Annotated in this window: 10 protein-coding genes; 5 read left to right on the forward strand and 5 right to left on the reverse strand. The window is 39.9% G+C overall.

The annotated features are described in order from the left end of the window. The first annotated feature begins 432 nt into the window (after positions 1 to 432). Positions 433 to 3,309, forward strand: coding sequence for an excinuclease ABC subunit UvrA (uvrA, locus tag ACM0OT_RS23305; protein ID WP_414566755.1), 2,877 nt, complete (start codon positions 433 to 435; stop codon positions 3,307 to 3,309). Positions 3,310 to 3,418: 109 nt separating this feature from the next. Here uvrA and ACM0OT_RS23310 read toward each other — a convergent pair whose 3' ends face one another. Beyond that, complete coding sequence (locus tag ACM0OT_RS23310; protein WP_414566756.1) at positions 3,419 to 4,984, reverse strand: HNH endonuclease family protein; 1,566 nt, start codon at positions 4,982 to 4,984, stop codon at positions 3,419 to 3,421. A gap of 339 nt (positions 4,985 to 5,323) precedes the next feature. Further along, entirely contained in the window at positions 5,324 to 5,752 is a 429-nt protein-coding gene (locus tag ACM0OT_RS23315) for a DUF2358 domain-containing protein (protein WP_414566757.1), read from the reverse strand. 204 nt (positions 5,753 to 5,956) lie between these two features. Here ACM0OT_RS23315 and ACM0OT_RS23320 point away from each other — a divergent pair, with 204 nt between their 5' ends. The 3 genes from ACM0OT_RS23320 to ACM0OT_RS23330 all read left to right on the forward strand — a co-directional run bounded on the left by ACM0OT_RS23320 (position 5,957) and on the right by ACM0OT_RS23330 (position 9,002). Next, positions 5,957 to 6,820 (forward strand): alpha/beta fold hydrolase, encoded by an 864-nt coding sequence (locus ACM0OT_RS23320; RefSeq protein WP_414566758.1) that lies wholly within the window; start codon positions 5,957 to 5,959, stop codon positions 6,818 to 6,820. Between the two features lie 313 nt (positions 6,821 to 7,133). Further along, positions 7,134 to 7,592: a pentapeptide repeat-containing protein gene (locus ACM0OT_RS23325; RefSeq protein WP_414542211.1), complete on the forward strand. Its 459-nt coding sequence runs from the start codon at positions 7,134 to 7,136 to the stop codon at positions 7,590 to 7,592. A gap of 972 nt (positions 7,593 to 8,564) precedes the next feature. Then, positions 8,565 to 9,002, forward strand: coding sequence for a CAAD domain-containing protein (locus ACM0OT_RS23330; protein WP_414542212.1), 438 nt, complete (start codon positions 8,565 to 8,567; stop codon positions 9,000 to 9,002). A 346-nt stretch (positions 9,003 to 9,348) separates the two neighbouring features. Here the strand turns inward: ACM0OT_RS23330 and ACM0OT_RS23335 are convergent, their stop codons facing one another. The 3 genes from ACM0OT_RS23335 to petH all read right to left on the reverse strand — a co-directional run bounded on the left by ACM0OT_RS23335 (position 9,349) and on the right by petH (position 13,362). Further along, positions 9,349 to 10,386 (reverse strand): S-layer homology domain-containing protein, encoded by a 1,038-nt coding sequence (locus ACM0OT_RS23335; RefSeq protein ID WP_414566759.1) that lies wholly within the window; start codon positions 10,384 to 10,386, stop codon positions 9,349 to 9,351. Positions 10,387 to 10,531: 145 nt separating this feature from the next. Further along, the gene (locus tag ACM0OT_RS23340; RefSeq protein WP_414566760.1) at positions 10,532 to 11,827 is read right to left on the reverse strand and encodes a homoserine dehydrogenase; all 1,296 of its coding nucleotides are present in this window, start codon (positions 11,825 to 11,827) and stop codon (positions 10,532 to 10,534) included. A 191-nt stretch (positions 11,828 to 12,018) separates the two neighbouring features. Beyond that, positions 12,019 to 13,362 (reverse strand): ferredoxin--NADP reductase, encoded by a 1,344-nt coding sequence (petH, locus tag ACM0OT_RS23345; protein ID WP_414566762.1) that lies wholly within the window; start codon positions 13,360 to 13,362, stop codon positions 12,019 to 12,021. Between the two features lie 1,200 nt (positions 13,363 to 14,562). Between petH and ACM0OT_RS23350 the strand changes: the two genes are divergently transcribed. Next, complete coding sequence (locus ACM0OT_RS23350; protein ID WP_414566761.1) at positions 14,563 to 15,567, forward strand: phosphoribulokinase; 1,005 nt, start codon at positions 14,563 to 14,565, stop codon at positions 15,565 to 15,567. Positions 15,568 to 15,699 lie beyond the last annotated feature (132 nt).

Consider the following 15,699-nt stretch of genomic DNA (forward strand, 5'->3'; position numbering starts at 1 on the left):
ACAAAAATTGTCGTCAACAGGGTCGCACCGTCTACCATATTCATTGGGAGACCTCAAGGAATGCTTCCGTTATCTTTATCTTATGCTTTTGTTCATAAACCTAAAATATCAATTGTCTATTTTTCTAGACATTTAATCGCTAAAACTTTTACTCAATAAGGCTGTTGAGTAAATAAATCAATAATTATTGTGATGTATACAAATACTAGACTAGTTATTGCAACTGCTAATTGATTAGAAGTGCTACTTACATATAAATACTGTTTTAATTAATGCCCATAAAGCCAAAGACCAGTTAATATCACATAAGTTTATAAATAATCTTGTGGAGCAATCACTACCCAAAGCAGTACTTATGTTCTACTATAACTAATGTAAAGATAGTATTATTAAAAACTGTTGCCCGCAGCCTCCCATTATCAGCCAGTTGATATGTCAGATAAAAAGCTAGCCTCTTCGTTAAATGGACATCTTCCCTACCCTAACTACAACAGCCAGAATACCATTCGGATTCGGGGTGCTAGGCAGCATAATCTGAAAAATATTGACTTGGAATTACCACGCGATCGCCTGATTGTATTTACTGGCGTTTCTGGTTCGGGTAAGTCTTCTCTGGCGTTTGATACCATCTTTGCGGAAGGTCAACGGCGTTATGTGGAATCCCTTAGCGCCTACGCCCGACAATTTCTCGGACAATTAGATAAACCGGATGTGGAAGCCATTGAAGGCTTAAGTCCGGCGATTTCCATTGACCAAAAATCAACTTCCCATAATCCTCGTTCCACGGTGGGGACGGTGACGGAAATTTACGATTATTTGCGACTATTGTTTGGTCGTGCGGGTGAACCTCATTGTCCCATATGCGATCGCTCTATTGCCCCTCAGACCATTGATGAAATGTGCGATCGCATTGCGGATTTACCAGATCGGACTCGTTTCCAAATTCTCGCCCCAGTTGTCCGGGGTAAAAAAGGTACTCACCGCAAGCTGCTATCTAGTTTGGCATCTCAAGGCTTTGTGCGTGTCCGCATTAATGGGGAAGTGCGGGAATTATCTGACTCCATTGAATTAGATAAAAATTTGACTCACACCATTGAAGTTGTTATTGACCGCTTGGTGAAAAAGTCCGGTATTCAAGAGCGTTTGGTGGATTCTTTATCTACGTGCTTAAAGCAGTCTGGTGGTATTGCTAACATTCTGGTGACAGATGAAAGTGGAGAAGAAGAAGAATTAGTATTTTCCGAAAACTTTGCTTGTCCAGTCCACGGGGCGGTGATGGAAGAATTATCGCCGCGTTTGTTCTCGTTTAACTCACCTTATGGTGCTTGTCCCCACTGTCACGGTTTGGGGACATTAAAAAGATTTGCACCGGATTTGATTGTACCTGACCCAGAAGCACCTGTTTACGCTGCGATCGCGCCTTGGTCAGAAAAAGACAATTCTTATTATTTGGAATTGCTTTATAGTGTCGGACAGGCTTATGGGTTTGAGTTGCAAGCTAAGTGGAATCATCTGACGGTAGAACAACAGCAGACTGTGTTGTATGGAGAGAACACCGAAGGAACCACAGCAGCCCAAAGAAAACAGAGTTTTAAGGGTGCAATTCCCATTTTACAACGGCAATATGAAGGTGGCACTGAGTTAGTTAAGCAGAAATTAGAGCAATATTTAGTTGACCAGCCGTGTGAGGTTTGTGGAGGAAAACGTTTAAAACCAGAGGCTTTAGCAGTACGCTTGGGACAATATGGCATTTTAGAATTAACAGGTGTATCGATTCGGGATTGTCGGCAAAGAATTGATCAGTTAAAGTTAAGCGATCGGCAAATACAAATTGCAGATTTAGTTTTAAAAGAAATCAAAGCTAGATTGCAATTTTTGTTAGATGTGGGCTTAGATTATCTCACCCTTGACCGTCCCGCCATGACTCTTTCTGGAGGGGAAGCTCAACGTATTCGTTTAGCAACGCAGATTGGTTCTGGGTTAACTGGCGTACTTTACGTTTTAGATGAACCGAGTATTGGTTTGCATCAACGAGATAATGGACGGTTACTGCAAACCTTAACTAAATTGCGCGACTTAGGTAATACTTTAATCGTAGTTGAACATGATGAAGAAACCATTCGTGCAGCCAATCATATTGTTGATATTGGCCCTGGTGCAGGGATTCATGGTGGTAATATTATCGCCCAAGGTGATTTACAAGCCTTACTAGCAGCAGAAGCATCTTTGACGGGTGCTTATTTATCTGGGAGACGGGTAATTCATACACCAAAAGAACGTCGAGAAGGAAACGGGCGCAGTTTAATCATTAAAAATGCCCATCGTAATAATTTACAAAATATAGATGTAGAAATTCCTTTAGGTAAACTTGTCGCCGTTACTGGTGTTTCTGGTTCTGGCAAATCTACCCTAATTAATGAATTACTTTATCCATCATTACAACATCATCTCACCAAAAAAGTTCCTTTACCGAAACACCTACAAGAAATTAAGGGATTAAATGCTGTTGATAAAGCAATTGTGATTGACCAATCTCCCATAGGACGCACACCACGTTCTAATCCTGCAACTTATACAGGCATTTTTGATGCGATTCGAGATGTATTTTCCCAAACAGTAGAAGCCAAAGCTAGGGGATATAAACCGGGACAATTTTCTTTCAATGTTAAAGGTGGACGTTGCGAAGCTTGTAGCGGACAAGGTGTAAATGTCATTGAAATGAACTTTCTTCCTGATGTTTATGTGCAATGCGATGTATGTAAAGGTGCGAGATATAACCGCGAAACTTTGCAGGTGAAATACAAAGATAAGTCTATTTCTGATGTTCTCAATATGACAGTTGAGGAGAGTTTAGAATTTTTTCAAAATATTCCCAAAGCAGTGACCCGCTTGCAAACTTTATATGATGTCGGCTTAGGTTATGTCAAACTGGGACAACCTGCTACAACTTTATCTGGTGGAGAAGCGCAACGAGTAAAATTAGCCACAGAACTCTCTCGCCGCGCCACAGGTAAGACACTTTATTTAATAGATGAACCTACCACAGGGTTATCTTTTTATGATGTCCATAAATTGTTAGATGTGTTGCAAAGATTAGTAGATAAAGGTAATTCAATTTTAGTCATTGAACACAACTTAGATGTCATTCGTTGTTCTGACTGGGTAATAGATTTAGGCCCAGAAGGTGGCGATAAAGGCGGAGAAGTTATTGGTGTGGGTACGCCAGAGGAAGTTGCAAAAAATCCTAGGTCTTATACTGGGCAATATTTACAACAGGTATTACAGCAGTATCCGGCGGTGAAGAAGTAGTAGTGTATTAGTTAACATCAATGAATCTGAAGTAAGTGAAATCGGTAAGTTGTACTTTATCTTATAGGGAATTTCACTTCAAATCTAAATTTATGCCTGGGTTAAAAATTCAATTTTTAATTGTTGTATTACAGTATGGGTGAGTTAACTGTGCATTGTCTAAATTCCCTAAGCCACCATCAGCTTTTCTTTTAATGTGATCTATGGAGCTAATACGAACAGGGAGATAGGAACCACAAATTTTACATCTTAGAGAACCTGGTAAAGCATCTCTAATAAAAGCTGCTGATTTTGTCTCTCGTGAGAACTCTTTAGTTTGAGATGCACTGGCATAACTTTTTGCTTTAGGTTTTAAAGCACCAAAAACTTTTTCAGCAATTATCTCCTTAATGACATTTTTTTTATCTGTTCCTTGCAACAATTTTTCAATGATTTGTATATAAAATTCTTTAACCTTAAGCCTTGCTTTGACGGCGCTTCCATTTTTGCTTACAATCTGCGGAACCATATCATCTTGCCAAATTACCCATTCAAAATCTTTCCTGACTTGTATAAATTTAGTGAAATATCTAGTTGTTTCTAAATGTAATATTAAGGTAGCAATACCATAAAACGAACCAATTTTAGGCTTACCAGCAGATGTGTAGAAATATATAATTGGATGTAGTCCTAAAGATGAAGGATGATTGCTATTTATCCTTTGGGCCACTTTTTTGCAATTTATTAAAAGTTCTACAGTCTTTTCTCCCGTTCCATCTTCTCCTAGTTGACTATCTACTTCTATCCCATTAATCATATTGACAAACTCTAATATGACTTCAAGCTTTTCAGAAGATGATAGATTTCCTACTATTGGTACATCTAAAGTTTTTATAGGATTTTTTAATTTGGGTTCAAAAATAAGTTGGTGTATTTCTTGTGCTAATTTTTCAATTTCATCCTGTTTTTGCTGCGAAAATTCTGACCAATATTTATGACCATTACCACTTCTCATAATTGCACGAGCAGCGACACCGTTAGGCATCTTTCTCGCTAGCAATAAACGCATCTCTGTTTCGCCAATAGGTGCTGCTTTTTGGTTGATTTTGAAAAACGATGTTTCTGCTTTTTCTGAATCACCTTCAACCCACTGAAGCTGGATACCTAAAGCCCCTAAGTTTCTTGCTCTTTCAAGAAGTTTTGGATCTACTTGTCCTCTATGCTGTGTTAATGATTGATAATCTTTGTATGTACCTATGTTTTGCTTAATTTGCTTTCTTACTTCTTGAGCCGCATTTTTTTGTTCTTCTGTAATATCTCCATCATAAAATTCTTTGGAAATTTTGCCGTCGCCATAGTCATCATTGATCCAGGCTATTAGAGAACTAAGCCTATGTGAGCCATCAATTACAAAATAATAACTGCTAGTACTTCTCCAAAGAATTACAGATGGTATTAAATCACCATCTAAAAAACTTTCTATAAATTCACATATTTTTTCAGCTTCCCACTCATTAGTTTCTCTCTGAAAATCAGGTTTACGTAAAAATGGATAAAAAAAAGAATTTTTTTCTAAATCACGAACTGATATCATAGGAATGTTTCTTCCTATGTTTTGGCCAGACTGACCTTGTACTTCAAATGCTTCTCTCGATATGAGCGCATCTAGGCTAACTTTAGGACTGTTTTTTGCCATTTTTACTTTTTTTGTATACTATTCGATCAAAAACAAATATTATTATACATCACTAATATTTATTTATGATTTTCATTAAATATTGTATTTCGTATTATAAATAGATCAATGCTAAGTCTATACAAACGTTTTGATATTATGTGAACTATATTCGTTACTGAGAACTTAATCTGATAACTAAGTAAATGTTTATCTACTTTAGTATAGCCAGCTTTTGTGACTTTATTTATTTGTTTGTTAAATGAGCATATTACCCATCATAATTATGTTTAAAAAAGGAATTTAATATTAATTTATGCATTAACATTGATAGTCATTATCCCATATTTTTTATCAAAGTCAGTTATCTTCTCCCCTTTGCCAAAACTGCTGTAAAATATCTCCTGGTGGGCGATCCCATGTATCGATATGCTGATATATTAAATTATCTTGGTTAAGTTTGTATGTTGAATAGCCATTAAAAAATAGCGGTGCTTTCCAGGGAACACGTAAGATTCCGCGAACTGTCCACTTAGCTAAAATAGTATCTTCGGCTGGCTGAGAGACTTCATGCAAGTCAAAATAAATTTGCGTAAAAAATAGCCGGGCGTGAAATCGCAATGTCCAAAATATAATGCGGTAATTGAATTTCCATTTAAATTTATTTACCGGGTCTTGAAAGTAAATATCCTGCGTATAAATATCATAGGAAATATCTTTTTTAAACAGTGTTGGTAAATCTGACTTCAGAGTATTAATTACCTGTTCAACCTGTAATTGAGATTTCACTCTTCTTTTCCTTTTCAAATGAAGGGCTTTTTGTCAATCCCCTTTAACTTGACATACTACTTAATGTAATAGTTTGCTGACTTAACCCCATATCTAGTTTAGGGATAATCACTATACGAAACTGTCGCTTAACAGATGTGTTGACCCAAAACTCAACCCATAATTTTTACAATACTCACATCATACTTGGAAGAAATACAACATATGTCTGTAATCCAAAATTCCTGGAAACACGAATATATCACCACCAACGGGGTGAAACTGCACTACGTTACCCAAGGAGCAGGGCCATTAATGCTGATGTTACATGGCTTTCCTGAGTTTTGGTATTCGTGGCGGCATCAAATCCCAGAGTTCGCCAAATATTTTCAAGTCGTCGCCCTGGATTTACGCGGCTACAACGACAGCGATAAACCCAAAGAGCAATCAGCTTATGTCATGGATGAATTTATCAAAGATGTGGAAGGGGTAATTAAAGGCTTAGGATATGACAAGTGTATATTAGTTGGTCATGATTGGGGCGGTGCGATCGCTTGGTCTTTTGCCTATGCTCACCCGGAAATGGTAGAGCGATTAATTATCCTCAACCTCCCTCACCCTGCTAAATTTTCCCAAGGTTTACGCACTTTTCAGCAGTTGCTACGCAGCTGGTACATCTTCTTATTTCAACTACCTTGGCTACCAGAATTAATCCTACAATCTTCAGATTATCAAGTCATTGATCATATCTTTCAAGGCACAGCAGTTAATAAAAATGCTTTTACCCCAGCAGATATTGACGCTTATAAAAATGCTGCGGCTAAACGTGGCGCGGTTACAGCCATGTTGGACTACTATCGTAACATTTTTCAACAACCTTTTCTCACTGAAAATTGGGGAATTTTGACTATGCCTACATTAATGATTTGGGGAGAAAACGATACTGCACTAGGAAAAGAACTGACTTACGACACAAAACTTTATGTTAGAGACTTCCAAATTAAGTATATTCCCCATTGCGGACATTGGGTTCAGCAGGAAAACCCTGATTTGGTTAATCAGTATATGAGGGAATTTCTGGTACGTTAAACTACTACTTAAATGTTTATACTGTGTGCTATTTGGTATTAAGAGAATACTAGTCAATATCTCATGTTCAACTATGCCAAGTGGCACAGCTTCTTAAAAAGATTTAACTTTAATTTAATGGCGTTATTTTGGCAAAAATTATCGGATAGCCAATGCCTACAACCATAAGCAACAGTATTTCTGGCAGCATAAAGACATTTTTGTAAATCAATATCAATTTGTATAGTAAATCAACTATTTTTATAAATTTAGTGAGATAATACAATCGTGAGGAAAAGAACGGATTTAATCTAATGACGAAGGGGAAAAAATTATGAAACTCAAGCTATTCGCCACTCTAGCCTTAGCAACTCCCCTAATTTTTGCTAGTGTTGTGAACGCTGGGAATTCCCAGGACTTACAAAAATTACATTTCACTAGAGAATGTGTACAGTGTAATCTCTCCAAAGTTAACCTTAGTGGCGCTCATTTAATTGGTGCTGACTTACGAGGAGCAAACCTCGAAGGAGCAAACCTCGAAGGAGTCAATCTCGAAGGTGCAGACCTAACTGATGCTAATTTGAAAGGTGCAAACTTAACTTCAGCCTTACTGACCAACGTTAATTTTAAGAATGCTAATCTCAACGGTGCAAATCTGACTCGCGCTCAGATTTACGATTCCAATGTGTATGGAGCATCGATGGATCACATGATCATTACCGACGCAGAAATCTATCACACTGGTATTGGTATTGGTGGCGAAGACGCAGATATGTTCCCAGATTGGGACTAGGCTGAACTAAGTAGATTGATGTAAAGAAATATAAATTTAGCCAGGTGTAGGGATAAGATCAATTGTATTTGGCAAGCATTATCCTTACACCTCTGGTGACTTCTAGTTGCTCATTTAAGTGTCAATACGCCACCTAGAAAATGATCATGCTGCGGTTTTATTAGCGTATTGGTGGAGCATTCCACAAGAAAAGGGTAGGGAGTGTTGTGATACCCTGACCCTAACATAGCCTTATCAGCGCCGTGCTTACTTTACACTTCATTTCGGGTTAGCATTAGCGTTCAGATTAATCCAATCCATATCTTTAGGATATTGCCAGCTATTTAGGCGTATTACCTGTGATGTGATTTCGTGTAGATGCACAGATCGCAATTTGTGTAAAAACTTTTTTGATTTGCACTAACAAAATTTGTCTACTTGTCCTAATCTAGAAAAAGTAGTAGCCCTACTATATTGCCAATCAAAACTGACTCCATACCCATATCATAAAATAGTCATTATGTCTAGTTTGTTTGCATACATAAAAACTGAGTATCAATGACCAATGAGCTAATTGACGAAGGCGGCTTAAGATAGCTTTAATATCAGATAAAATCGGCGTTTATGCTTGTATAAATGAGAGGTGGTTTGATTTTTGCATGATTTGTACTCAAATGAGTACGATTATGAGCAATTGACACGGTATGGGATAATCACAACCTGAGGATTATATATTGATTCACAAAATACAGAACTCAGAAAGCTGATTTTAATATATCTTGCTGCCTTCTGACTTCTATATTGCCTACTGATTGTCTACCTTGTAGTTGATGCAGTAGAGTATACGGGGCAATTATGGTTGTAGGACACTAAACCCTTTTGTGCCTCAAACTCAGGTGTACCGATATCCTCGTGCATTGCCTAATCAACAGCCTTGTGGTTGTAACTGTCCGGATTAGATAAACTCAACTGTTAAATTTATTGGGAGTGAAAATGCAAGAACCAGAATTCACAGAAACCAAATCTACAGAGGCCGCAGTGCCAAATATCAACAACCAAACAGGAACTATTACCAAACTCCAGCCTCCTGTGCAGTCTCAAGAGCAATGGCAAAAATACGGTGAACAAATTTCTGGCTTTTTAGCAACACTGCCCGAATATCTGGGAAGCTTCTTTAATCAATATAAACAGCCCCTAGTTAGTGTTGGCTTAATTGTCGCAGCAATTGTTTCGGTTAAGGTACTCTTGGCAATATTAGATGCTTTGAATGATGTTCCTTTAGTTGCACCGACCTTTGAGTTGATTGGTATTGGCTACTCTGCTTGGTTTGTTTACCGCTATTTACTCAAAGCTACAACCCGGCGAGAGTTAACTGACGAAATTACAACCCTCAAATCACAAGTCGTCGGCAAAAACCTTCCAGAAGCTTAATACCTTCACCATCGCTATCCTCTTGTTCTGGTTTTGTTCTTACTTTAGGGTAGACGTTTTATCAAGTAGCTGTTGACAAAAGCTACGGTTAATGTTTGTTAAGGCGCCCTTTGGGGCGTCTTCTTTTAGGTGAGGTGTGATGTCTGACGACAAGCCGTTACACACATACATCTAAGCAGCTACTCAAGGACTTGTAAAATATAGGCGCCTATTACTGACACCAAACATTCAATAATGCTATTTTATTTTGTATATCCTCTGCGAACTTAGCTGCAATTATTTTAAGAGTAGGGTCATTAACCATTAGTTATTGGGAAAAAACTTCCCCCCTACTCCCTGTTTAATTTCACTGAGATAATCGCTGGTAATTTTGAGAAGAAATTTTCTCTACCCTGCCTTTTAAAGCCAACGCTTGATAAACCATGACAGCTACCTCAGCGCGGGTAGCTTCTTGATTAGGAGCCAAAATATTTGATTCTGGATAATTAAAAACAAGGTCATTGGCTGTAGCCACGGCTATTTTGTCAATGGCGTATTGAGGAATTTCTTCAGCATCTTCGTAAATACTTAATACTTGAGATGACTCCTCCGTTTCTGGTAGATTCAAACCACTAACAAGAGCAACTAAAACTTGTACTCTAGGAATCTTTTCTTCTGGTTGAAATGTTTGGTCAGGGTAACCTTTTAAAAAACCAGTACCAACAGCTTGTTCAATGGCTGGTGTTGCCCAGGAGTTAGCTGGTAGGTCTTTGAAAGATATAGTTGTATTAGTCGTAGTTTGGTTAAAAGCCTGTTGCAGAATAGCCGCAAATTCAGCCCGGTTTACAGGCTGATTTGGTCTAAAAGAATCATCTGGAAAGCCCTTAATAATGCCACGAGAAGAAAGAACATCAATAAAACGACCTGCCCAAAAATCAGAGGGGACATCATTAAATGCAACTGGTGGGGGAATAGTTGACTTTTTCTCAGCAGGAGCGACTAAAGACAACGGTAATGATTTAAGGGATGACTCAAAGCTCCTCCGGAAGAAAGGTATTTGCCTACGTGGTGCTTGAGAGGGCGCTAAGGTGGGCAGGGGCCCTAGGGGACGAGTCATGTTAGGTTCAACAACGGTTGTATCTGCTGAAGGTGATGAAAAGGTACGGAAATTATTATCTGTACTGGGTTCCAACCCAGATAATGGAGATGTTGAACCCGGTTGAGGTTCAGCAGTAGGAGATACATTCGGGAATAGCTGAAAATCCCAGCCAGAACCACTGCGAAAAATTGACCAAAACAAAATTCCGCCCAAAGTCAAAAAGGCAACCAGAATGGCGATAAATTCATCAAAGCCAAGGGCAGTTTTTTGAGATGACTCCTGTTCGGAAGGAGGTCGATTTGTCATCGTAAATACCCTGGGGACAGTAAAATTTGTTTCTACTTTACAACAATGAGGGGGATGAGGGGGATGAGGGAGAATAATTTTAGTTTTGAGTACACATCCAAAGTCTTCCCTCCCACTCCCTACTCCCTACTCCCCACTCCCCACATCACAGCACTCGCAGCAGACTGGGTATACTGTCTATCGCTTCTAAATTACGAATTTCAGCTAGGGCTTGGTGAAAATCACCTTCTCGGACATCGTGGGTGACAACTACAATTTCTGCTAGTCCTCCCTGAAAGCCTGTTTGCACAACTGATTCTAAGCTAACGCCATGATTGCCAAAACAAGTACCTAATTTACCGATGACGCCGGGTTGGTCTTTGGTCAGGAATCGGGCATAAAATCGCGTTACTAGCTCTGTCATTGGGGCAATTTGACAGTAGTCTTGGTGTCCACAGGTTAATAATGGATTGGGGTTGGCTGTACTGGTTTTGAGGACAGCGACTAAATTTAAAATATCCGAAGTGACGGCACTGGCTGTAGCACCCGCACCCGCCCCGGGCCCGAAAAACATTACCTGCCCAATGGGTTCTCCTTCTACGAGAATGGCATTGTAAACGCCGTTAATGCTAGCTAATGGATGGGCTTTGGGTACCAAGGTGGGATGAACTCTGACGGAAAGGGAAGAAGAGGGGGAAGAAGGAGTAGATTGTTTAGCGATCGCTAATAATTTAATCACAAATCCCAATTTTTCGGCGTAGGTAATATCTGTTTTGCTAACTTGCCGAATCCCTTCACAATAAACATCCTGGAGATTGATCCGGCCATCAAAGCCCAATGAGGCGAGAATGGCAATTTTATCGGCTGCGTCTAAGCCCTCTACATCTGCTGTAGGGTCAGCTTCGGCGTAACCTAGTCTTTGGGCATCTGCTAAGACATCGCTAAAGTCGCTACCTTCAGTTTGCATCCGTGTGAGGATGTAGTTAGTTGTACCGTTAACGATGCCAGTAATAGTATGAATACGGTTAACTCTTAAGGACTGTTTTAAGGGTTGGATCACAGGGATACCACCGCCAACAGCAGCTTCTAGCATGACGTATACGCCGGCTTGGTTGGCAGTTGTGAAAATTTCGGCACCAAACCGAGCGATGGCCGCTTTATTGGCAGTGACAACGTGCTTACCATTTTTTAAGGCTTGGAGAATAAGCGATCGCGCTGGTTCCAGCCCACCCATCACCTCAACGACTATATCCACAGCCGGATCGCTGACGATGGCTTCTAAATCGGTGGTTAATACCTTTGCAGGTAATTTGACTTCACGGATTTTATCAAGCGATCGGACTCCCACCCGATATATTTCTATCTCCTGCAATAATGGGTTACGCCCCGCTAAATCTTGCAGTAATTGCACCGTACCTGTGCCGACAGTGCCTAATCCTAATATTCCTAGTTTCACACCCACAGATTTTGCACCCTATTTTTTTAATGCTGAGTATCTATAATAATTACCCTGTTAATCACAGCTTTGGGAAAAATCAAGCACTTAGAACTATTTTCTCAGCTATTCCATATAAAACAATTGTAGGGTGGGCATTGCCCACCCCACTTATTATCCTGATATTAGCCACCCTAGTCTAATGACTAAAGACTAACTTAGTAAGTCTCTACGTGCCAACGATGAGCTTTCTTGAGTTCTTTTTGATAATCACTCCAGACTACTCCTTCTTTAGCAGCAGCAGCGGTTAGGGCTTCATCAATGCCACCTTCCATACCACGCAAACCGCAGATGTAGGTGTGAGTTTTTTCATCTTTAATCAGTTGCCACAGTTCGTCTGCATGTTCTGCTACACGGTCTTGGATATACATTCTGCCACCTTGGGGATTTTTTTGTTCCCGACTGATGGCATAGGTGAGGCGGAAGTTATCAGGATACTTCTGTTGCATTTCTTCCAGTTCTTCTTTATATAAGATGTTCGGACTTGTGGGAACACCAAATATTAGCCAAGAAAATCCTTTAAATTCATACTCTGGGTTAGCTGCTCTTTCTGCATCCTTGAACATGCGCCACAGATAAGCCCGCATCGGAGCAATACCTGTTCCTGTTGCCATCATGATGACCTTGGCTTCAGGATCATCGGGTAGCAACATTTCCTTACCTACTGGGCCAGTGATTTTTACATCTGCCCCAGGTTCAAGTTGAGTCAAGTGAGTAGAACAAACACCATAGACTGTTTCACCTGTTTCTGGGTGCTTGTATTCTAACTGGCGAACGCACAGTGATATTGTCTTGTCATCTACATCATCGCCGTGACGAGTCGAGGCGATGGAGTACAGTCTAAGTTTTTCTGGCTTGCCGTTCTTATCTACACCGGGAGGAATAATCCCAATACTTTGGCCTTCAATATACTTTAAATCACTGCCAGTCAAGTCGAACTTAATGTGCTGAACAATACCAATCCCGCCTTCTTTTACTAACGGTTCATTAGATATGCACTTACCAATAAATGGAGCATTAGGACGGTAAGTGTTGACAGGAACGTCAGCGCCTTTTTTGGCTTTCGCTTGAGTCATGGTGTTGCCTTTTTTGTCCTTCTTCTTATGCTGTTCTTCAGCAGATGGTTTAGCGAAGCCTTTAACTTCACTATTCGCATTCACAGGTGTGGCTTTACCATTTCCCTCACTGTCAGCAGTCTTCCCTGATGTGACTACAGCCTCTTGATGGTTATCAGCATTCTCATGAGCCGCTTTACCATTAAGTTGTTCTAGAACACTTACAGGATGGATACTAACAATTTTGCCGCCTAGGCGAGTGATCCGTCGCATTTCTTGATTCATGCGGTCGTAAGGCACTCTGATGAACACACTGCCACTTTTACGAATTGGGTAGTTCGTTTTATCAGTTTCTTCGTTCTGACGCAGACCCACCACTTCGTAAACGAAGATGCGGCTACCTGATTCTATGTTGGCAGCACCCTCAACAGCACCTTGATTGTACATTCGTTCTACCACTCCGATTTTTACTTAACCGTTTCTCAAAAAAAACTATTCCCATCACAATCCAGCTTTAGTTTATCGAATTTTGGCTACCAAAACTGGCGCTGTGGGAAAGCGGCACCATAAATTAATGCCGTGCTAGGTACACTCACCAAAGACATGCAAGCATAGCAAAAAACACACCTGTTCACCTTCTAAGGTAAGGGATATGTCTTTGGGAGAATGTTAATAATGAGTCAATTTAATCTTTTTTTCGTGAATTACTATTCCTAAATTCAGGAGACAGTTTTCAACTACCCAAAGGGCAAGATGCAATGACATATAGCATAAGAAGGCAACTTTGATTAGCAGAAGCCATAGCTCATTTTGCCTCTCATGTGCTTACCTTTTGTGCATTTTTCCCGTTAACCGCAGGCGGCATAACGGCAGATTTTACTTTCAGGTAAGAAGTTCGCGCTTCACAGGCTGTCCATTGACCTAGCATCTATGCAAAGCCAGGAGGTTACCCATCCCGGTTTGTCAAATAAGCAAAGGCTTGGCAAAACCAAATTTATCTGGTTTTATACAACCGATGACGCAAGTAATATAAGAAACTATAATCAGTTTCACTTGATGTGAAACATCTGTCAACCTCTATCAGTAGCTTACTAAATTTGCGTATTTTCCCAAAAATATACTCTCATACTCTAAATCCCTGAGAATTGACTAACCAACTCATTCTTTAGATAGATTCTGACTTTAAAGGTGTAGAGAATTGTCAGAGTGAAAATTAAAATTTGCCTAGTTGAAAAAATTTGATTCCAAAGTAAATTATACTTATAAACTTGCTGAATGAAGCGCAAAAGTAAGTATAGGACGTTGACACAACATTTTGAGGTGGTAATGAGATGGCTATTAAAACCAATTACTAAACCATTAGGATGATTGTTGAAGCAATGGATTCTTCTTGACAGCAAACCTTGTTACAGAATACCCCCTTCTGTTAAAATCTAATATACCACTAGGATTAAATACTTACCAGCAGTGAATTAAGGTTCAGTAAGACGAGTAACAACATGATTAGTTGTTTGTTTCCCGTCTAAATATTCCATATCCCTGCTGAGTAGCAAGAACGCAGGATAAACCAATGGGGTAAACTCCTGGCTTGAAAATCTGCTGTGTGAAAAAATATTGATTGACACATTTAGTATTTAGAGGAGATTTATGACAAGTAAGCCGGAACGCGTGGTATTGATTGGAGTAGCCGGAGACTCCGGGTGCGGTAAATCTACGTTTTTGCGTCGTTTAATAGATTTATTTGGTGAAGAGTTTATGACTGTCATCTGCTTAGATGACTATCATTCCCTAGATCGCAAACAGCGCAAAGAAACAGGGATAACTGCACTTGACCCCAGGGCAAACAATTTTGACCTGATGTATGAGCAAATCAAAGCGCTAAAAGAAGGTCAAGCAATTGATAAGCCGATTTACAACCACGAAACCGGCATGATTGATCCACCAGAACACATCGAGCCGAATCACATTGTCGTGGTTGAAGGTCTACATCCTTTATATGATGAAAGGGTGCGATCGCTGCTCGACTTCAGCGTTTATTTTGACATCAGTGATGAAGTGAAAATTGCCTGGAAAATCCAGCGAGATATGGCAGAAAGAGGACATCGCTATGAAGATGTTTTAGCTCAAATCAATTCTCGCAAACCAGACTTTGAAAAATTCATCGAACCACAAAGAGAATTTGCTGATGTGGTTCTCCAGGTACTACCCACAAACCTGATCAAAAACGATACAGAGCGTAAAGTACTGCGGGTACGGATGCTCCAACGTGAAGGTAAGGAAGGCTTTGAGCCAACCTACTTGTTTGATGAAGGTTCAACAATTAACTGGACTCCTTGCGGACGTAAGCTGACTTGTTCCTATCCCGGTATGCAAGTGTACTATGGTTCAGATGTTTACTACGGTCGCTACGTCTCAGTATTAGAAGTAGACGGTCAATTCGACAACCTGGAAGAAGTTATTTATATCGAAACCCATCTTAGCAAGACATCCACCAAATACGATGGTGAAATGACTCACTTGCTACTTCAACACCGTGAGTACCCAGGTTCCAACAACGGAACTGGTTTGTTCCAAGTGCTGACAGGCTTGAAAATGCGCGCCGCTTACGAACGGTTGACAGCAAAGGAAGCAAAACTAGCGGTTCAAGTTTAAAGCAGCAGTATTTGTGTCAAAGCTTTGGGGGTGCTTCCGGGTGACCCCCTTTTTCATTTGGGAAATAATATTTTACAGTTTAACGGAATCACGGAAGTCCCCACTTTCAGCGAAGCAAGGTGGGGATGGACA

Origin of the sequence: Anabaena sp. CCY 9613, from assembly GCF_963920895.1 — a bacterium.
Taxonomy (GTDB): Bacteria; Cyanobacteriota; Cyanobacteriia; order Cyanobacteriales; family Nostocaceae; genus Cyanocohniella.

Bases quoted from the DNA above. Each gene is read 5' to 3' on its own strand.
- uvrA (WP_414566755.1), top strand. From the start codon at position 433: ATGTCAGATAAAAAGCTAGCCTCTTCGTTAAATGGACATCTTCCCTAC.
- ACM0OT_RS23310 (WP_414566756.1), bottom strand. From the start codon at position 4,984: ATGGCAAAAAACAGTCCTAAAGTTAGCCTAGATGCGCTCATATCGAGA.
- ACM0OT_RS23320 (WP_414566758.1), top strand. From the start codon at position 5,957: ATGTCTGTAATCCAAAATTCCTGGAAACACGAATATATCACCACCAAC.
- ACM0OT_RS23325 (WP_414542211.1), top strand. From the start codon at position 7,134: ATGAAACTCAAGCTATTCGCCACTCTAGCCTTAGCAACTCCCCTAATT.
- ACM0OT_RS23330 (WP_414542212.1), top strand. From the start codon at position 8,565: ATGCAAGAACCAGAATTCACAGAAACCAAATCTACAGAGGCCGCAGTG.
- ACM0OT_RS23335 (WP_414566759.1), bottom strand. From the start codon at position 10,386: ATGACAAATCGACCTCCTTCCGAACAGGAGTCATCTCAAAAAACTGCC.
- petH (WP_414566762.1), bottom strand. From the start codon at position 13,362: ATGTACAATCAAGGTGCTGTTGAGGGTGCTGCCAACATAGAATCAGGT.
- ACM0OT_RS23350 (WP_414566761.1), top strand. From the start codon at position 14,563: ATGACAAGTAAGCCGGAACGCGTGGTATTGATTGGAGTAGCCGGAGAC.